The organism is Proteus hauseri ATCC 700826, from assembly GCF_001654965.1.
In the GTDB taxonomy this organism is placed as follows: domain Bacteria; phylum Pseudomonadota; class Gammaproteobacteria; order Enterobacterales; family Enterobacteriaceae; genus Proteus; species Proteus hauseri.
Map to the genome: position 1 here is coordinate 25,608 of NZ_LXEV01000008.1, position 19,092 is coordinate 44,699.

The window sequence follows — 19,092 nt, forward strand, 5'->3', positions numbered from 1 at the left end:
GGGCAAAAGCGGGCTTAGGGCAGAATTGAGTGTGATTAGCGAGTCAGAAGATTAACAAAAATCTGAGCACCAACTAATAAGCAATCATCATCAACAAAATAAGGATTAGCGTGCAGGTAGTTATTGATACCTTTCGCTTGATTACCACTACCTAAAAAGAACATTGCACCTACTTTGCCTTTTGTCGCGTTAACCATATAGCTAAAATCTTCACTACCTGTCATTGGTTTACCATTCGATTCAATATTTTCTTCAGGCAAGAAACGACGAGTAGCTTCCAGTAAACGCTGATAAGCCGTTGGGTGATTTACTACCGCAGGATAACCGGTTGCAGTTAACGTTGTTTTAAATCCACCAGCAGTACTACGCGCGACAATTTCTTCAAAACTTGTTTTGAGAATTTGGTTGGTATTTTCATCCATTGAACGAATGGTACCGCGAGCTTGTACGTGATCTGCTAATGCGTTAGGGATCGTCCCGCCATTGATCATGCCACAGCCAAATACTGCTGGGCTAAATGGATCTGTTTTTTTCGCAACAACGTAATCCATATAATCAATCAAACGGGTTGCTTCACGAATAGCATCTAAACCTTTATGCGGTGTTGAACCATGCGCTGAAACACCGTATACATCTAATGTCCACGCTGAACCATAAGATGACATCACTCCATCATTGAAACGGACACAACCTGTTTCGATGGCGGCATCATTATGAAGTGCATAAGTTTCATCAACGCCCTCCATACAACCTAGCTCAACCATTTTATCGGCACCAGGAATACGCATATCTTCTTCAGCCATTTGGAAAATAAAGCGTACATTAGCGCTCATTTCTTCACGGTTTTCTGCAAGGTATTTGGCACTGGTTAATGCGATAGTCATGTGTGTATCGTGACCACAGTTATGTGCACAACCTTGATGAACAGAACTATGTTCATTGTTGGTTAAATCGGGCATTTCTAATCCGTCCATATCAGCACGGATTGCAATTAATGGAAATTCTGAATTAACGATTAAATCTGCAGTAAATCCAGTATAGCCTTCAAACGTTTTAATTTGATAACCAAAACCTTCCATTAATTCACGACAATATTTAGATGTCTTATATTCTTCACCAGATAGCTCAGGTATTTTATGAAGATCTTGTCGTGTTTTTTTACTAAAGTCATTTAATTGAAATAGTTTTTCGCTGACGTTATATAAATTATTCACTAAATTACTCCCTGGATACTAAAACCAATTTGAGCGACGATAGATGCCCCAAAGAAACAGCAGGTTGAAACAATCATGAAAATAAGAATAACTTTCCATGACATTTTTTTAAGTTCTTCTAATTGACCACCAACAGATAAACCTGCAAATGCTAATAACGGTACACAACAAGATAAGAAAGAAACTTTACCAATAGAATTAATAAAGAAATCTCTTACCGGTGTTTCTGGTAAGCAAATAATAATCCCGATAATAGTTGCATAAGCAAATGTCGGTAAAGATGACGGTAAATAATTTTTTGCAATGAGAGAAATAAATACCACTAATGACATAGCAATAAAGCTATCCCACATTGCATAAAGAGCGATCCCTGATGTTAACGTTTGAGTAAACATTGCCAGTAAAATAGCAACGAATACGAATTTCATATCTATAATTATATTTTTCATGCTTTCTCACCTCTGGTACAAATCTTATAAATTTTTTCTGAGAGAGGTAAACCTAAATAAGTTAATGAGAGTGCACCTAATGCTGAAGATAATAAATTTGATGCAGCTGCAACACTGAGAACTTGTTGTGCTAATGCTTCATCAAGGCCATTAATTAATGCGCCTGATGCGGCACTTAACATTGAGCCTGAACCCACACCTGAACCTGCTGCAAGTGCTAATGGATGTAATCCAGTTAATGGTGCAATACTACCTAATACGCTGAACCATAATGTACCGATAACAGAACCACATAAATAAATGGCTAATACACCAATATATTCTTGTGAACCAGTACCAAATTTACCTTGAATAACGGCAATAGAAGGTTCACGACTAATAGATGAACAAGCACCAATAGCACGACGACCAAAACCAAATTTAATGGCTAATGGAACGGCTATTAATACAGGTAATAAGTTTCCGAGTTCCTGAACAAATAAAGGAATGCCGACACTTAAAATCATTTTAATATTAGGAACAATCATTCCTGCATATTGCGTACCTAAAATAAGTAGGCTGAAACCTACCATTTTACCGCAGAAGCCTTCTTCTTTTTCTGTAAATAATTTACCCCATACTTTAATTTTTTTACGGGTAAATCCAGCAGATATACACATACCAATAATTACAGCAAATAACATTGGTAGAATAGGTATTACTGCAATGCCAATCTTAATTTCTTTTTTACCAATCACATATTGTGAGATAAATATTAAGAAAAGGACTGCCAGAATACTAATAAAGAAAACCTTTATTGGACTTCTACTTTTGTCCATCCGTTAATCTCCGTGGAAAAATAAACAGGCTCTATTTTAGAAGAGAAAAAGCAAAAGGTAGCGTGACCAATGTCATGTTTATTTCATACCTCTTTTTCATGGGGTATGAAATAATATAATGATGATAATTTTATTAACAAATTAGGTTAAGTTAAATTATTCAGTAAAGACAAGTGGTAAGGCTGAAATGAGTCAGCTTAATTGTTAATAAAAATAAGATGAGAGAAATTATTAATTAAAAATTATTTTAAATATTAAAATAAACCTATAAGGTTGTTTTGTCTAGCGTTGGATTATATTAATACGTTATTAATGCGATATATTCTTATTTGGTGCGATGTTTCATTATTCTATCATAATTCTAATGAATGGATTTATTTATTAGATTTTCTTTATAAACATTTTACTGCCTAATTATCACTCTACAGTGACATTATTGTGATAGGTGTTATTCTTTATATTTGAGTTAGTAACAAAATTTTCTCTGTAAGCTGTCTCAAGAAAAAGAGTCTTTATCTTGAGCGAATAAAAGAGTAGGCAGTAAGCAGAGGCGTGAATGTAGGCCCAGAATAAAAGGAAAACTACCTCTATGAGTAAGCAAACAGTTGCAACCTATATTGCTAAAGTGCTTCATAATGCGGGTGTTAAACGTATTTGGGGTGTAACAGGTGATTCACTCAATGGGTTGAGTGATAGCTTGCGAAAAATGGGAACTATTGAATGGATGGGGACGCGTCATGAAGAGGTTGCGGCTTTTGCTGCCGGCGCTGAAGCCGCAATAAATGGTGAGCTTGCAGTATGTGCTGGTTCTTGTGGGCCGGGAAATTTACATCTTATTAATGGACTTTTTGATTGTCACCGTAACCATGTTCCTGTGTTGGCTATTGCGGCACATATTCCTTCTGCTGAAATTGGTAGTAATTATTTTCAAGAAACACATCCCCAAGAGCTATTTCGTGAATGTAGCCACTATTGTGAGCTAGTTTCGAACCCTGAACAAATTCCCCAAATCTTGGCTATCGCAATGCGTACCGCGATTTTAAAAAAGGGTGTTGCTGTTGTGGTATTACCTGGTGATGTCGCATTAAAACCTGCGCCAGAAGATGCTAGTGAGAACTGGTATCCGTTACAACAACCCCTTATCATGCCAAATCGTTTTGAAATCGAAAAGTTATCAGACGCGTTAAATAGTGCCAAGAATATTACGCTAATGTGCGGTGCCGGTTGTGAACAAGCACACGATGAAGTCGTGAAACTTGCACAAACATTAAAAGCGCCCGTTGTACATGCATTACGAGGGAAAGAATATATTGAGTGGAAAAATCCTTACAGCGTAGGTATGACTGGACTGATTGGTTTTTCATCAGGCTATCATGCAATGGAGAATGCCGATACTTTAGTGTTATTAGGCACCCAGTTTCCTTATCGCCCTTTTTATCCTTCAAAAGCAAAAATTATTCAGGTTGATATTAATCCAAGTAGTATTGGCTCACATTGTCATGTTGATATGGCAATGGTGGGTGATATCAAAGCGACGCTTAATGCATTACAACCTCGCCTAACAGAGAGAAGTGATACAACGCATCTTGATGCATCGCTAAAGCATTATGCAAAAGCACGCCAAGATTTAGATGCATTGGCTCAACCAAGTGAACGTGAACTTATTCATCCACAATATCTTGCTCGCCAATTAAGTGAACTTGCTGATGATAATGCCATTTTTACTTGTGATGTTGGCACGCCAACTGTGTGGGCAGCACGTTATGTTGCTATGAATGGAAAACGTCGTTTATTAGGCTCATTTAATCACGGCTCGATGGCAAACGCGATGGCTCAAGCAATAGGTGCTCAGGCATTAGATAGAAAGCGCCAAGTGATTGCGATGTGTGGTGATGGTGGATTTACCATGTTAATGGGTGACTTTATCTCACTCGCACAAATGAATTTACCTGTAAAAGTGATTATTTTTAATAACAGCGTATTGGGCTTTGTGGCAATGGAAATGAAAGCCGGTGGCTATTTAACAGACGGTACTGATTTACATAATCCTGATTTTGCAGCAATTGCGAATGCATCGGGTATTAAAGGTATTCGTGTTGAACAAGGTGAAGATTTGGATAAAGCGCTAAAAGAAGCCTTAGCGCATGATGGCCCTGTGATTGTTGATGTCGTGACGGCAAAACAAGAGCTTTCTATGCCCCCTGAAATTAAATTTGAACAAGCTAAAGGCTTTAGTCTTTATATGATGAAAGCCATTATTAATGGTAGAGGTGATGAAATTGTACAGCTCGCCAAAACCAATTGGTTGCGTTAGTGACTAAAACTATGCTCGTCATACTTCAAGTTGCAGGAGATTGACTACGTTCAGCTAGTCGCCTACCTGCAACTCGAATTATTTAGAGTATAAATTGAAGATAAAATAACCTTATTAACATAAATCGATAGGGTTATTTTTTTATCATTGAGCTTTTGCTGTTAAACAGAAGTTTTCAATTAATTGCCCCATTAATTCACGAGTAGGCTCGATAAATGCCATATCAATAAATTCATCGGGCTGATGTGCTTGCTCAATAGAACCGGGACCGAGTACCAAAGTAGGGCATAAATCTTGAATAAACGGTGCTTCGGTACAGTAATTCACGGTTTGCGCTTTCTCACCTAATAACTTTTCAATCACCGCGACCATTCTATGATCAGTTGGGCATTCATAACCTGGAATCGGCTCATGTAACGCTTCAACACTTAAACGACCCGGCCAGCGCGCTTTAACAGGGGCGAGTGTTTCATGCAGTAAATCATCCAAATCTTGCAGTGTTAATCCCGGTAATGGGCGGATATCCATATGTAATTCGCAGCAAGCACAAATCCGATTTGCAGCATCACCACCATTAATATAACCAAAATTCATGGTTGGATAAGGAATGACAAATGCAGGATTGTTATAGCGATTTTTTAAGGTATCGCGAAGTGTACTCAAATGTGTAATAGATTCATGCATTAACTCTATCGCATTCACCCCTTTTTCCGGATCGCTAGAGTGCCCTGATTGCCCTGTAATACGTATCGCATTTGATAAATGCCCTTTATGAGCACGTATTGGCTTTAATGAGGTTGGTTCGCCAATAATGGCAAAATCTGGGCGAATTGTTGTATGCGCGGCGAAATAACGAGCTCCTGCCATTGAGGTTTCTTCATCCGCAGTCGCTAGAATATAGAGTGGATGTGCGAGTTTTTCAGTATCAATATCGCGTAACGCATCAATAATAAAGGCAAAAAAGCCTTTCATATCCGCTGTGCCTAAGCCATATAACTTGCCTGCTTTTTCGGTCAGCGTGAAAGGATCTTGTGTCCATCGCCCTTCATCAAAAGGTACGGTGTCGGTATGACCACAAAGTAATAATCCACCATTTCCCGCTCCTAATGTTGCTAAAAGGTTAAATTTACCTCTTGTTTCAGGGACTGGCTGAATTTCGATAGAAAAACCTAATGTTTCCAACCAATTAGCTAGTAAGTTTATCAGTGCTTCATTGCTTTGATCGGTTTTTGCATCAGTCGCACTGATCGATGGCGTTGCAATTAATTGACGATAAAGCTCAATAAATGTAGGTAATTTAATATTCACTGTTGACAGCCTTTCTTCATAATAGTATCAATATTCATGCACTTTTTTTGAATAAAAATACATTAATCGGTTTATGTTCATAGTACAAGGTAAGAATGACATGTTAAATACCCTGATTGTAGGAGCAAGTGGTTACACTGGCGCTGAGTTAGCGGCATATCTCCAGCGTCATCCTCATGTGAATCTGAGCAGACTTACGGTTTCAGCACAGAGTGCGGATGCTGGTAAATGTTTTTCTCAACTTTATCCCCAGTACAGAGGTTTAGTTGATTTACCTTTAGAGCCAATGGTGGATGTTGCAAAGGCTGCCGAAGGTATTGATATCGTTTTTTTAGCCACAGCACATGAAGTTAGCCATGACATCGCACCTATTTTCTTAGCACAAGGTTGCGTGGTGTTTGATTTGTCTGGTGCCTACAGAGTACAAAATAAGCATTTTTATCAACAATACTATGGATTTGAGCATAAGAATACTGATTGGTTATCTCAGGCAGTTTATGGATTAGCTGAATGGAATGCTGACATTATCAGCCAAGCTCAATTAATTGCGGTACCAGGATGTTATCCAACAGTTTCTCAGCTTTCACTTAAACCGTTAATTGAAGCAGGATTATTAGATACCGCACAGTGGCCAGTGATTAATGCTACCAGTGGCGTGAGTGGCGCGGGCAGAAAAGCGTCATTAACCAGTAGTTTCTGTGAAGTGAGTTTGCAACCTTATGGCGTGTTTACACATCGTCATCAACCTGAAATTGCGACTCATCTTGGTATTGATGTCATTTTTACACCGCATTTAGGTAATTTTGCCCGAGGCATTTTGGCAACGATTACCTGTAAGTTAAAAGCGGGTGTAACAGAAGATGATGTTAGACAAGCTTTTGAAGAAGCTTATTTAGATAAACCACTAGTACGTGTTTATGAATCGGGGTTTCCAGCATTAAAAGCCGTTGTAGGCACGGCTTTTTGCGATATTGGTTTTGCTCAACAAGGTGAACATCTGATAGTGGTTGGTGTTGAAGATAATTTGTTGAAAGGTGCGGCAGCTCAAGCTGTTCAATGTATGAATATTCGGTTTGGTTTCGCTGAAACCGAATCACTTATTTAAATAATGAGTAGGAACGTTTCATGGAACCATTAATTGTCAAACTGGGTGGTGTGTTACTTGATAGTGAAGAAGCTCTAACGCGTTTTTTCGGTGCATTACAACAATATCGTTCAACTCATTCTCGACCTTTAGTCATTGTTCATGGCGGTGGTTGTTTAGTCGATGATTTGATGAATAAGTTGCAGTTACCCGTAGTGAAAAAACAAGGGTTACGGGTTACTCCTGCTGATCAAATAGACATTATCACTGGCGCTTTAGCAGGAAGTGCAAATAAAACCTTGCTGTCATGGGCAACGCGGTTTGGTCTTAATGGTGTGGGACTTTCGTTGGGTGATGGCCAATCCGCAACGGTTACTCAAATAAATGAAGAATTAGGACATGTAGGGTGTGCAAAACCAGGATCGCCTGAGTTGCTGACCTTATTACTCAATGCAGGGTATCTGCCAATTATTAGCTCTATTGGTATGACTGAACAAGGTGAGTTGATGAATGTAAATGCTGACCAAGCGGCAACAGCAATTGCACAAACATTAGGTGCTGATTTGGTTTTACTGTCTGATGTGAGCGGGATTTTAGATGGTAAAGGACAAAAAATTGCTGATATGTCTGCGCAGAAAGCACAAGCATTAATCGACCAAGGCATTATCACTGACGGCATGATTGTAAAAGTGAATGCGGCACTAGAGGCAGCAAAAACACTGGGTAGACCTGTTGATATTGCAAGTTGGCGTCATGCTGAAAAATTAACAGCGCTGTTTAATGGTATTGCCGTAGGCACACGTATTTTAGCTTAATCATTATTACGTTAATTACTTATCAATATATTGATAGTTGGCAGAATTAAAACAAATCGGGAATTGAAGGTTATCACTATGACTAAAGGTATTAAAAAAATCGTATTGGCATACTCTGGCGGGCTTGATACTTCAGCCATTATTCCTTGGCTAAAAGAGCACTATGATAACTGTGAAGTTGTCGCTTTTGTTGCTGATGTCGGGCAAAGCCGTGATGATTTAGAAGGCGTAGAGCAAAAAGCGCTGAATTCTGGTGCGAGTGAGTGTCATGTTATCGATTTACGTGAAGAATTTATCAAAGATTACGTTTATCCTGTTTTAAAAACAGGTGCGTTATATGAAGGTAGCTATTTATTAGGTACGTCAATGGCTCGGCCTGTTATTGCAAAGGCTCAAGTTGAACTTGCTTTAAAATTAGGCGCTGATGCTGTAGCTCATGGGGCGACAGGTAAAGGTAATGATCAGGTTCGTTTTGAAAGTACTTATGCCGCTTTAGCACCACAATTAAAAGTGGTTGCACCTTGGAGAGAGTGGGATTTACGTTCTCGTGAAGCACTACTGGATTATTTAAAAGTACGAAATATCCCAACGACGGCAACACTAGAAAAAATTTATAGTCGTGATGAAAACGCATGGCATATCTCTACCGAAGGTGGTGTATTAGAAAGTCCTTGGAATGCGTCAAACGAAGATTGTTGGGCATGGACCGTTGATCCTAAAAAAGCACCTGATGTACCAGAATTAGTTACTGTGACCGTAAAAGCAGGGGAAGTAGTTGCTGTTAATGGCAAAGCACAATCTCCTTTTGAGTGCTTAGATACATTGAATGCGTTGGGTGTAAAACACGGTATTGGACGTATTGATATTGTTGAAAACCGTTTAGTGGGAATGAAATCTCGTGGTTGTTATGAAACGCCGGGGGGCACCATTATGATGGCGGCACTTCGTGGTGTTGAGCAGTTAGTGCTTGATAGAGATGCATTTAAATGGCGTCAGCAGTTAGGCTTAGAGATGTCTTATGTCGCTTATGATGGCCGTTGGTTTACACCAATTCGCGCATCACTTCAGGCTGCGGCAGAATCTTTGGCTCATGATGTTAATGGTGAAGTGGTGTTAGAACTTTATAAAGGCCATGTAAATGCAATTCAGAAAAAATCAGAAAATAGTCTATATTCTGAAGAGTTTGCAACATTTGGTGAAGATGAAGTTTACGACCATAGCCATGCTGAAGGGTTTATCCGTTTATATTCACTGCCATCGCGTATTCGGGCATTAAGTAAAAAATAAGGTCAATTTATAGAGTGATGCTGTTTAGGGTGTCACTCTACACTCTTTTTTATCATATAGAATAAATACAGGAATCGATTATGGCACTCTGGGGCGGACGTTTTAGTCAGGAAGCTGATCAACGGTTTAAACAATTCAATGATTCACTGCGGTTTGATTTCCGATTAGCGCAACAGGATATTTTTGGCTCTGTAGCGTGGTCTAAAGCGTTGGTTACCGTGGGTGTATTATCACAAGACGAACAAGCACAGCTTGAACAAGCGTTAAATGAATTATCTGAAGAAGTTATTGCTAATCCACAATCTATTTTACAAAGCGATGCTGAAGATATTCATAGTTGGGTTGAAAGTAAACTTATTGCCAAAGTAGGTGATTTAGGTAAAAAACTGCATACAGGGCGTAGCCGTAACGATCAGGTTGCAACAGATTTAAAGCTCTGGTGCAAACAAGAAGTCGCATATCTTCGTGAGGCGATAGTTGAATTACAAAAAGCATTAGTTATCACCGCAGAAAAAAATCAAGATGCTGTAATGCCGGGTTATACACATTTACAACGCGCTCAGCCGGTGACTTTTGCGCATTGGTGTTTAGCCTATAATGAAATGCTGGCCAGAGACGAAAGTCGTTTAGCTGACGCATTTAAGCGTTTAGATGTGAGCCCACTTGGTTGTGGTGCATTAGCCGGTACTGCCTATGATATTGACCGTGAGCAACTTGCCGATTGGCTAGGTTTTGCCAGTGCAACCAATAATAGCTTAGATAGTGTCTCTGATAGAGACCATGTATTAGAGATCTTATCAGCCGCCGCAATTGGTATGGTGCATTTATCGCGTTTTGCGGAAGATTTAATTTTCTTTAATAGTGGTGAAGCGGGTTTTATTGAGCTTTCAGATAAAGTGACTTCTGGCTCTTCGTTAATGCCACAAAAGAAAAATCCTGATGCATTAGAATTAATTCGTGGCAAATGTGGGCGTGTCCAAGGCGCATTAACTGGCATGATGATGACTTTAAAGGGATTACCTCTTGCTTATAATAAAGATATGCAAGAAGACAAAGAAGGTTTATTTGATGCCGTTGATAGTTGGGCAGATTGCTTACATATGGCAACATTAGTGCTTGATGGTATTCAAATTCGTCGCCCTCGTTGTGAAGAGGCAGCAAAACAAGGTTATGCTAATGCAACAGAGCTTGCGGATTATTTAGTTGCTAAAGGCGTGCCATTTCGTGAGGCCCACCATATTGTCGGTGAAGCGGTAGTGAGTGCTATTGAACAAGGTAAAGCCCTTGAAGAGTTAGCATTATCTGAACTGCAAATGTTTAGTGAAAAAATTGCTATCGATGTTTACGATATTCTATCGCTCCAATCTTGTTTAGATAAACGACTGGCAAAAGGTGGCGTATCTCAAAAACAAGTGACATATGCGTTAGCAATGGCTAAAGAACGTTTAAGTATGGATAAGTAGCTTCTTATGCTTTTCTTATAATAGGATATTGTCTTTACCGAAGAGCAGGGTGTATACACCCTGTTTTTTTATACTAGATTGCCGATATTAATAAATGTGATTAATTTAGCCGTTCTTATTAATTAAGAATAAAGATAAAAAATAAGTGCTAAATAACGCTCAATTGATAGAAAAATTTATCAGTTGTTATATTATCTATAGATATTAACTATCAGCAATAACTGTGGGATCTGCAATGAATATCCGAGATTTGGAATATCTGGTAGCTCTAGCTGAGCATAAACATTTTCGTCGTGCGGCAGACTCTTGCCATGTAAGTCAACCCACGTTGAGTGGACAAATTCGTAAGCTTGAAGATGAGCTGGGTGTGATGTTACTTGAAAGAACAAGCCGTAAGGTGTTGTTTACTCAACAAGGTTTATTGCTGGTGGATCAAGCTAAAACAGTTCTGCGTGAAGTGAAAGTGTTACAAGAAATGGCTTCATTACAGGGCGAAAGTATGTCAGGACCTTTGCATATTGGGCTTATTCCTACCGTTGGGCCTTATTTATTGCCTCATATTATTCCTCAATTACACCAAAGCTATCCTAAGTTGGAGATGTATCTCCATGAAGCACAAACACAGCATTTATTAGCACAATTAGATAGTGGAAAACTCGATTGTGCTATTTTAGCGATGGTAAAAGAGAGTGCACCTTTTATTGAAGTGCCGTTATTTGAAGAACCAATGAAGTTGGCTATTTATGAAGGGCATCCTTGGCATGATCGTCACTCGGTTCCAATGGGTGATCTTGCGGGTCAGCGTTTACTGATGCTAGAAGATGGTCACTGTCTACGTGATCAAGCTTTGGGCTTTTGTTTTCAAGCAGGTGCCAAAGAAGATACCCATTTCAGAGCAACGAGTTTAGAAACGTTACGTAATATGGTTGCAGCAGGCAGCGGAATTACATTATTACCAGATTTAGCGGTACCTTCAGAGCAAAAACGAGATGGTGTTTGTTATTTAGATTGCACAGACCCATTCCCATCACGTTCTATTATTTTGGTTTATCGTCCCGGATCGCCTTTGCGTAATCGCTATGAACAATTAGCTGAGACAATCCGAGAACATATGACCGCGTACTATGCGTCTAAATAAGGCGCATTAAAATAAGCGATTTAAACCATTTAATGCCGCAACACGATAAGCTTCGGCCATTGTTGGATAGTTGAAGGTAGTATTAACGAAGTATTCGATAGTATTGCCTTCACCTTTTTGTTCCATAATGGCTTGCCCAATATGAATAATCTCAGCTGCACGCTCACCAAAACAGTGAATACCTAAAATCTGTTTAGTCTCTCGATGAAAGAGAATTTTTAAACTTCCGACATTCATCCCTGCAATTTGAGCTCGTGCTAGATGTTTAAATTGAGAACGACCAACCTCATACGGAATTTTCATTGCCGTAAGTTGTTGCTCAGTTTTCCCAACAGAACTGATTTCAGGAATGGTATAAATGCCTGTTGGAATATCTTCAATCAGGTGAGTCTCTGCTTTTCCAGTGGTAATGGCTTGTGCTGCAATACGACCTTGATCGTATGCCGCGGAAGCTAAACTTGGATAGCCAATCACATCGCCCACCGCGTAGATATGCTCACAGCTAGTTTGATAATGAGTGTTGATAGAAACTAATCCACGGCTATCTGTTTTAATTCCTACATTTTCTAAGCCAAGGGTATCTGTATTACCTGTTCGGCCATTCGCATAAAGTAAGCAATCTGCTTTTACTTTTTTACCTGATTTAAGGTGAACAATAACACCATTTTCAACACCTTCAATGGTTTCATACTCTTCGTTGTGGCGAATAACAATACCGTTATTCCAAAAGTGGTATGAAAGCGCATCTGACATTTCCTGATCAAGAAAAGATAACAAATGGTCACGAGTATTGATTAAATCGACCTTTACTCTCAGTCCTCTAAATATAGAAGCGTACTCACAGCCAATTACACCTGCGCCATAAATAATGACATGACGAGGTTCATGCTCAAGATCGAGTATGGTGTCACTGTTATAAATACGAGAGTGAGAGAAATCCACATCAGGTGGACAGTAAGGGCGAGAACCTGTTGCAATAATAAAGTTGTCTGCTGAAAGAATATCACAAGTCCCATCAGGGTAACGGACACTGACTCTATGCTCGTCAATAAACGCGGCTTCGCCAGAATACATGGTACAACTATTGCGCTCATAAAAGCCTTGGCGCATTTTAGTTTGTTGGCGGATAACTGTACTGGCTTGGCTGAGTATTTGAGAGAAAGAGGAGTTAATAAGATGAGATTGGTCACTATAAAGTGGATTTTGATTAAATTCGATAATCCGGCTAACAGCATGACGTAACGCTTTTGATGGGATAGTTCCCCAGTGGGTACAACCACCACCGACTTTATTGTAGCGTTCGATAACAGCGACGCGTTTTCCTTGTTTCACAAGTCCCATGGCCGCGCCTTCACCGCCAGGACCTGAACCGATTACAATTGCATCGAAATGAGAATGTTGCATAGGAAGAGACCTGTTTTATACAAACCGACAACGACATATTAACATTAGAATGATTAATAGCCCAATTGACATTAAGGGCATTAGTCACAGTTTATTTAAGTTTTTATGAGAATGTGTCTTTTGGGATGATTGGACGCACTGATTTTTTTACAAAGTTTGATATATTGATAATAAACCAAATTAGGATTATCAGGATTTCTGTGAGTAATAATATTGGCATCAGAGCTAAACAAAAAGAAAAGACCCGTCGTTCTTTAATCGAAGCTGCATTTAGTCAACTGAGTGCAGAGCGTAGTTTCACTAGTCTCAGTTTACGAGAAGTTGCTAGGGAAGCGGGGATTGCGCCAACTTCATTCTATCGTCATTTCAAAGACGTTGATGAATTAGGCCTTACAATGGTCGATGAAAGTGGACTGATGCTACGCCAATTAATGCGACAAGCACGGCAACGTATTGCTAAAGGCGGCAGTGTTATCAGAACATCCGTTGCGACTTTTATGGAATTTATTGGTAATAACCCTAATGCATTTCGATTATTGTTGCGCGAGCGTTCAGGAACTTCTGCTGAATTTCGTGCCGCTGTCGCACGAGAGATCCAACATTTTATTGCAGAACTGGCAGACTATCTTGAACAAGAAAGTAGCATGCCACGTTACTTCACAGAAATGCAGTCTGAAGCAATGGTCACTATTGTATTTAGTGCAGGCGCAGAAGCACTAGATATTGATATTGAAAAACGTCAAAAATTAGAAGAAAGATTAGTATTACAACTGCGTATGATTGCCAAAGGCGCTTATTATTGGTATCGACGCGACCAAGAAACGGAAACACCCTTACAAAATAACCCCGATACAAAGAAAAAAACGCATCTGAAAGGAGACAAATGATGGAACAAAATCGCTGTGAAAAAAGCACGCTATTACTTGCCGCAGTCATTGGTGTCGCTTTACATGGTACTTATTCGACTTTATTTAACTCGCTGGTTGAATGGTCAATTTTTCCAATATTAAGCTTAGTGTTAGCAGTTTATTGTTTGCACCAACGTTATTTACATCAGCCAATGACTGATGGAATGCCAAAACTGATATTCTCATTCTTTTTACTGGGATTCTTTGGTTACAACGCTTATATAAGAATGGGTAATCCTGAAATGGGATCGAACTTCTTCTCTTCTGTGGCTATTGTTGTGGTGGCATTGTGGATTTATCGTCAAGTCAAACAACGCCAACGCTTACGAGTGCAAGCTGAAGAAGCTGAAAGAGCTTCACAAGCCGAGCAGTACTAGTCTGTATTTAGCTCTTTGTTCTAAATAAACACAGCGAAATTTTGACACCAGTAAGTTATCTTACTGGTGTTTTTGTTTAAATCGACATTATAAGGCGATCTTTTACTATAACTGGCAAAATAAGCAGTTATCTTTTCTCTAATAGAACACCACATTCCATATGATGGGTATATGGAAATTGATCAAATAATGCTAATTTACTGATTTTATGTGTTTTAATCAGCGTTTCTAAATTTTGACAAAGTGTTTCTGGGTTACAAGAAATATATAAAATACTCGGGTAATTTTTAACCAACTCAACAGTTTTCTCATCTAAACCACTGCGAGGTGGATCAACGAAAATGGTTTCACACTGATAATCTGTTAAATCAATACCTTCTAACCGTCTAAATTGGCGTACGCCATTCATTGCTTGAGTAAAATCCTCTGCAGACATACGAATAATTTTTACATTATCGATATGGTTCATTGCAATATTGTATTGAGCTGCATTAACAGATGGCTTTGCAATTTCTGTCGCTAATACACGATCAAAATTGCGAGCAAGGGCTAATGAAAAATTACCGTTACCACAATAAAGTTCGAGTAAGTCGCCTTTTGCGCCTTCTGTCACGCTTAATGCCCATTCCAACATTTTAATATTGACCTGTGCATTAGGCTGCGTGAAACTATTTTCTACTTGGCGATAAATCATCTCTTTGCCAGCAACTGGCAGGACTTCATCAATAAAATCATTATCAAGCATTATCTTAGTTTTAGAAGCTCGGCCAATTAATTGCACATCAAAACCTTGTGAAATTAATACTTGGCGTAATTCACTTGCCGCTTGTTGCCAACTCTGATCAAGTTTTTTGTGATATAGCATCGAGACAATAATTTTATTACTCAAGGTAGAAAGATAATCAATTTGAAATAATTTATGTCTGAGGAGTGGCTTATCTGCTATTTCTGCTAATAACGCGACCATCATTTGATTAATAAGCTGGCTTGCAACAGGAAATTGATCAACACGAATACGCTGCTTCGTCTCTTGATCAAACATAATATGATAAAGAGAATCTTGTTCATGCCAAATACGGAATTCAGCACGCATACGATAATGCTGTTCTGGTGATGAAAAAACTTCAGGTTCTGGCGCATTAAATGACGCCATCATCGTTTTTAATCGTTGTGTTTTTTCATTCAGTTGAGACTGATAAGTTTCCGTTGGTAATAAATTCTGCATGATAATCAGGCCTTGTTTTTGGCAGTAATAAAGTTAAGCGAGCGAAATTGTAGAGATCCTCATGGAGATGTCCAGTTTTCTTCATGTTCAATTTCTGGACTCAACAGATTTGAAATCGTAGCATGTTAGCTGGTCTCCTTATAGGAGTGAAAAGGGAATCTGGTGCAAAGCCAGAACTGACGCGCAGCGGTAATAGGTTTAAGGGTAATAAAAGACACTGCATGTATGCACTTATTTCTTATATAGGCAATAAGTGATGTGGGAAGTCATTGCCTAAAATAGATAACAAATCTATTTAGCCTACAGTCCGAATACCTGCCAAAGACTTGTCGCATCTTAAATTAAGTACGCGCATTACTTAATTTTTGCGGCATCCTGCTACTTATTTTCTGTTGGATGCAGATTTTCATGAATAATAAAAAATTGTGGTTTATTTCAAGTGTTGCTTTAGCGGTGATGGCGAGTAGTTCAAATGTATTGGCTGATGATAAAGAGAAACTCAGCGTTACAGCAAATCGGTTTCAAGAACCCGCTTCTTCTATTTTAGCGCCTATGACGGTGGTTGAGCGTGAGCAAATTGAACGTTGGCAAAGTAATAGTGTACTTGATGTTTTACGCAGAATGCCTGGTATTGATGTTTATCAAAATGGTGGAGTAGGGCAGTTGAGTGCTGTATTTGTACGGGGTAGTGAATCTCGACATGTCCTTATTCTAGTTGATGGTGTGCGTTTAAATCAGGCTAATATCTCAGGAAGTTCTGATATCAGTCAAATACCACTTTCTCTTGTTCAGCGAATTGAATATATAAGAGGGCCTCGTTCTTCTGTTTATGGTTCTGATGCCATTGGTGGGGTAATTAATATTCTTACAGAAAGAGAAAACGAAGGTGGCACACTTAATGCCACAATAGGTTCTCATGGTTATCAAGAATATGATGGCTCGGTCAAACACAAAGTCGGTGACAAAACGACATTAACAGCAGCAGGTAGTTATCTTTATACCAAAGGCTATGATGTAGAAGCGAATGGTAATACAGGAGGGCATCCTCAACCTGATCGTGATGGCTTTATGAATAAATCGCTGTGGTTAGGTGTTAATCACGATATAAATGATAATGTTTCTTTATTTGCACGGGCTTATGGTTTTGATAATCGTACTGCTTACGATGCTTATTATGATAGCTATAATGATACAACGGTAGACACTCGCCAGCTTTTTAGTCGCACTTATGATGGTGGTGTGAAGTTTAACCATGAAAACTACTCTTCTTATTTAAATACTAGTTATAACTACACCAAAGATTACGATTACGATCCGCGTTATGGTCGTTATGGCAAAGGAAGCCGCTTTACCAACTCAGAACAATATAATGTGCAATGGGGGAATCATCTTTTATTAGGTAACGGCAGTGTGGGTGGGGGGATGGATTGGCAACGTCAATCTATTAAAGCGGGCTCTAGTGGATTCCCTAATAAAGAACACTTTGACAATACGGGATTGTATCTTACGGGGCAGCAGAAATTAGGCGATGTTATTGCAGAAGCGTCACTTCGTTCTGATAAACATTCAGAATATGGTTGGCATACAACATGGCAAACTAATTTAGGTTGGGAGTTTGTTGATGGATATCGCTTAATTGGAGGTTATGGTACGGCATTTAAAGCACCGACATTGAGCCAGCTTTATAGTGAGTGGGGAAGTAATCCAGACCTACAACCAGAAGAGAGCAAACAATGGGAGGGGGGCTTTGAAGGATTAACGGGACCTTTATCATGGCGATTAACAGCCTATCGTAATGATATAGATTCATTGATCCAATCAGAATCTAATTATCCTTATCGCAATTACAATGTCGGAAAGGCATTGATCAAAGGGATTGAATTAACTGGGGAAATGGATACTTGGATTTTCCATCACAGCTTTAATCTACAATATATAGATGCAAGAAATAAAGAAACTCATCAACGATTAGATCGTCGTGCTCGTCAGCAAGCCAAATATCAATTGGATTGGAGTGTTGAACAGTTAGAAATGGGCATAACATATCAATATATTGGTCAACGTACTGACAAAGACTACAGCACTTACCAAGCAGTTTCTTTAGGTGGTGTCAGTATTTGGGATTTAACTGCGTCATATCCTATTACATCTCAATTCTCAATTCGTGGTAGAATAGCCAACCTGTTTGATAAAGATTATGAGACAGCTTATGGCTATCGCACGCCAGGACGAGAATACTTCCTCACTGGAAGCTACAACTTCTGATGCATTACTTACCGCTAACCCAACTGTATTAGTTTTTGATTCAGGGGTTGGCGGTTTATCCGTTTATCGTGAGATCCGTGAAAAATTACCGGAGGCTCACTATATCTATGTTTTCGATAACGAAGCTTTTCCTTATGGTGAAAAACCAGAAACGTTCATTATTGAACGTGTCGTTCATATAATAAGTGCAGTTGCTCTACAGCATGACCTTGCTGCTATTGTTATTGCTTGTAATACCGCAAGTACAGTCAGCCTTCCTGCTTTACGAGCTAAATTTACGGATATTCCCATTATTGGCGTTGTTCCCGCTATTAAGCCTGCGGCAAAATTAACATGTAATGGAGTTGTCGGATTACTTGCTACCAGAGCAACAGTAAAACGACCTTATACTCACGAACTTATTGAACGTTTTGCCACAGATTGTAAAGTTCATTCTTTAGGTTCTGCTGAGCTGGTGGAGTTAGCTGAAAAGAAACTGCATGGCGAAGATATCTCTTTAGAAGAATTACGCAAAATATTAACGCCTTGGCTAAAAATGAAAGAGCCACCAGATACTGTTGTATTAGGTTGTACTCATTTTCCTTTACTCGCTGATGAATTACTTGCTGTATTACCAGATGGAACACGAATTATTGATTCTGGCGCTGCAATTGCACGAAGAACTGCGTGGTTGGTCGTAAATCAAGCAAAAATAAAAGGTTCAAACGAAATTAGTTTCGCCTATTGTCTAAAAGAAGATGAGAATAGCGAATTACTAAAACCTGTTTTAGCGAATTTTGGCTTTAAATCACTCAGGAAACTGGTGCTTTAAGTGCAATTTGGTGGAAAAAGCAACGGTCGGTAAAAAAAACTCAAAAAAAGTGTTGCCAGCCTCAGAAAACTCCCTATAATGCGCCCTCGTTGTCACGGCAAACCACGCTAAGTGAGTTAGCCGAGAGAACAAAAAATAAAGTGAAAAGCCTTATAAAATAACGCTTGACACTGAATGAGGAAGATGTAGAATGCACCTCCCCGCAACAACGT

The 19,092-nt window shown here is 39.1% G+C and carries 16 protein-coding genes and 1 riboswitch; of the genes, 10 read left to right on the plus strand and 6 right to left on the minus strand.

Annotated features, from left to right (window positions below; translation table 11 throughout):
* Positions 1 to 35: 35 nt before the first annotated feature.
* The 3 genes from M997_RS02145 to M997_RS02155 are packed head-to-tail and all read right to left on the minus strand — an operon-like array spanning position 36 to position 2,481.
* Complete coding sequence (locus M997_RS02145; protein ID WP_064718483.1) at positions 36 to 1,214, minus strand: M20 metallopeptidase family protein; 1,179 nt, start codon at positions 1,212 to 1,214, stop codon at positions 36 to 38.
* Positions 1,214 to 1,663 carry a hypothetical protein gene (locus M997_RS02150; RefSeq protein ID WP_064718484.1) on the minus strand — a complete coding sequence of 150 codons (450 nt, stop codon included), beginning with the start codon at positions 1,661 to 1,663 and terminating at the stop codon, positions 1,214 to 1,216. The genes M997_RS02145 and M997_RS02150 overlap by 1 nt, the downstream gene beginning before the upstream one ends.
* Entirely contained in the window at positions 1,660 to 2,481 is an 822-nt protein-coding gene (locus M997_RS02155) for a DUF3100 domain-containing protein (protein WP_064718485.1), read from the minus strand. The genes M997_RS02150 and M997_RS02155 overlap by 4 nt, the downstream gene beginning before the upstream one ends.
* A gap of 589 nt (positions 2,482 to 3,070) precedes the next feature.
* Here M997_RS02155 and poxB point away from each other — a divergent pair.
* Positions 3,071 to 4,795 (plus strand): ubiquinone-dependent pyruvate dehydrogenase, encoded by a 1,725-nt coding sequence (gene poxB, locus M997_RS02160; protein ID WP_064718486.1) that lies wholly within the window; start codon positions 3,071 to 3,073, stop codon positions 4,793 to 4,795.
* Between the two features lie 144 nt (positions 4,796 to 4,939).
* On the opposite strand, the gene argE is transcribed toward poxB, so the two are convergent.
* Positions 4,940 to 6,103 (minus strand): acetylornithine deacetylase, encoded by a 1,164-nt coding sequence (gene argE, locus M997_RS02165; RefSeq protein ID WP_064718487.1) that lies wholly within the window; start codon positions 6,101 to 6,103, stop codon positions 4,940 to 4,942.
* Between the two features lie 100 nt (positions 6,104 to 6,203).
* Here argE and argC point away from each other — a divergent pair, with 100 nt between their 5' ends.
* The 5 genes from argC to oxyR all read left to right on the plus strand — a co-directional run bounded on the left by argC (position 6,204) and on the right by oxyR (position 11,890).
* On the plus strand, positions 6,204 to 7,208 hold the full coding sequence (argC, locus tag M997_RS02170; protein WP_064718488.1) for an N-acetyl-gamma-glutamyl-phosphate reductase: 1,005 nt from the start codon (positions 6,204 to 6,206) through the stop codon (positions 7,206 to 7,208).
* A 20-nt stretch (positions 7,209 to 7,228) separates the two neighbouring features.
* Positions 7,229 to 8,002 carry an acetylglutamate kinase gene (argB, locus tag M997_RS02175; RefSeq protein ID WP_064718489.1) on the plus strand — a complete coding sequence of 258 codons (774 nt, stop codon included), beginning with the start codon at positions 7,229 to 7,231 and terminating at the stop codon, positions 8,000 to 8,002.
* A 78-nt stretch (positions 8,003 to 8,080) separates the two neighbouring features.
* Positions 8,081 to 9,289 (plus strand): argininosuccinate synthase, encoded by a 1,209-nt coding sequence (locus M997_RS02180; protein WP_064718490.1) that lies wholly within the window; start codon positions 8,081 to 8,083, stop codon positions 9,287 to 9,289.
* A gap of 80 nt (positions 9,290 to 9,369) precedes the next feature.
* Positions 9,370 to 10,752 carry an argininosuccinate lyase gene (gene argH / locus M997_RS02185; protein ID WP_064718491.1) on the plus strand — a complete coding sequence of 461 codons (1,383 nt, stop codon included), beginning with the start codon at positions 9,370 to 9,372 and terminating at the stop codon, positions 10,750 to 10,752.
* Between the two features lie 235 nt (positions 10,753 to 10,987).
* The gene (gene oxyR / locus M997_RS02190) at positions 10,988 to 11,890 is read left to right on the plus strand and encodes a DNA-binding transcriptional regulator OxyR (protein WP_064718492.1); all 903 of its coding nucleotides are present in this window, start codon (positions 10,988 to 10,990) and stop codon (positions 11,888 to 11,890) included.
* A 6-nt stretch (positions 11,891 to 11,896) separates the two neighbouring features.
* On the opposite strand, the gene sthA is transcribed toward oxyR, so the two are convergent.
* Positions 11,897 to 13,294 carry a Si-specific NAD(P)(+) transhydrogenase gene (sthA, locus tag M997_RS02195; RefSeq protein ID WP_064718493.1) on the minus strand — a complete coding sequence of 466 codons (1,398 nt, stop codon included), beginning with the start codon at positions 13,292 to 13,294 and terminating at the stop codon, positions 11,897 to 11,899.
* Between the two features lie 200 nt (positions 13,295 to 13,494).
* Here sthA and fabR point away from each other — a divergent pair, with 200 nt between their 5' ends.
* Complete coding sequence (gene fabR, locus M997_RS02200) at positions 13,495 to 14,181, plus strand: HTH-type transcriptional repressor FabR (RefSeq protein ID WP_064718494.1); 687 nt, start codon at positions 13,495 to 13,497, stop codon at positions 14,179 to 14,181.
* Positions 14,181 to 14,579 carry a YijD family membrane protein gene (locus tag M997_RS02205; RefSeq protein WP_064718495.1) on the plus strand — a complete coding sequence of 133 codons (399 nt, stop codon included), beginning with the start codon at positions 14,181 to 14,183 and terminating at the stop codon, positions 14,577 to 14,579. Before fabR ends, M997_RS02205 begins: the two co-directional genes overlap by 1 nt.
* 127 nt (positions 14,580 to 14,706) lie before the next feature.
* Here M997_RS02205 and trmA read toward each other — a convergent pair whose 3' ends face one another.
* Positions 14,707 to 15,804: a tRNA (uridine(54)-C5)-methyltransferase TrmA gene (gene trmA, locus M997_RS02210; RefSeq protein ID WP_064718496.1), complete on the minus strand. Its 1,098-nt coding sequence runs from the start codon at positions 15,802 to 15,804 to the stop codon at positions 14,707 to 14,709.
* Between the two features lie 112 nt (positions 15,805 to 15,916).
* A riboswitch (cobalamin riboswitch) is annotated at positions 15,917 to 16,141 on the plus strand.
* A 71-nt stretch (positions 16,142 to 16,212) separates the two neighbouring features.
* Between trmA and btuB the strand changes: the two genes are divergently transcribed.
* Entirely contained in the window at positions 16,213 to 18,069 is a 1,857-nt protein-coding gene (gene btuB / locus M997_RS02215) for a TonB-dependent vitamin B12 receptor BtuB (RefSeq protein WP_064718497.1), read from the plus strand.
* Positions 18,014 to 18,880 carry a glutamate racemase gene (gene murI, locus M997_RS02220; protein WP_064718498.1) on the plus strand — a complete coding sequence of 289 codons (867 nt, stop codon included), beginning with the start codon at positions 18,014 to 18,016 and terminating at the stop codon, positions 18,878 to 18,880. The genes btuB and murI overlap by 56 nt, the downstream gene beginning before the upstream one ends.
* The last annotated feature ends 212 nt before the right edge of the window (positions 18,881 to 19,092 follow it).

Coding starts and splice junctions, on each gene's coding strand:
- M997_RS02150 (WP_064718484.1), bottom strand. CDS start 1,663: ATGAAAAATATAATTATAGATATGAAATTCGTATTCGTTGCTATTTTA.
- M997_RS02155 (WP_064718485.1), bottom strand. CDS start 2,481: ATGGACAAAAGTAGAAGTCCAATAAAGGTTTTCTTTATTAGTATTCTG.
- poxB (WP_064718486.1), top strand. CDS start 3,071: ATGAGTAAGCAAACAGTTGCAACCTATATTGCTAAAGTGCTTCATAAT.
- argC (WP_064718488.1), top strand. CDS start 6,204: ATGTTAAATACCCTGATTGTAGGAGCAAGTGGTTACACTGGCGCTGAG.
- argB (WP_064718489.1), top strand. CDS start 7,229: ATGGAACCATTAATTGTCAAACTGGGTGGTGTGTTACTTGATAGTGAA.
- M997_RS02180 (WP_064718490.1), top strand. CDS start 8,081: ATGACTAAAGGTATTAAAAAAATCGTATTGGCATACTCTGGCGGGCTT.
- argH (WP_064718491.1), top strand. CDS start 9,370: ATGGCACTCTGGGGCGGACGTTTTAGTCAGGAAGCTGATCAACGGTTT.
- oxyR (WP_064718492.1), top strand. CDS start 10,988: ATGAATATCCGAGATTTGGAATATCTGGTAGCTCTAGCTGAGCATAAA.
- sthA (WP_064718493.1), bottom strand. CDS start 13,294: ATGCAACATTCTCATTTCGATGCAATTGTAATCGGTTCAGGTCCTGGC.
- M997_RS02205 (WP_064718495.1), top strand. CDS start 14,181: ATGGAACAAAATCGCTGTGAAAAAAGCACGCTATTACTTGCCGCAGTC.
- trmA (WP_064718496.1), bottom strand. CDS start 15,804: ATGCAGAATTTATTACCAACGGAAACTTATCAGTCTCAACTGAATGAA.
- btuB (WP_064718497.1), top strand. CDS start 16,213: ATGAATAATAAAAAATTGTGGTTTATTTCAAGTGTTGCTTTAGCGGTG.
- murI (WP_064718498.1), top strand. CDS start 18,014: ATGGCTATCGCACGCCAGGACGAGAATACTTCCTCACTGGAAGCTACA.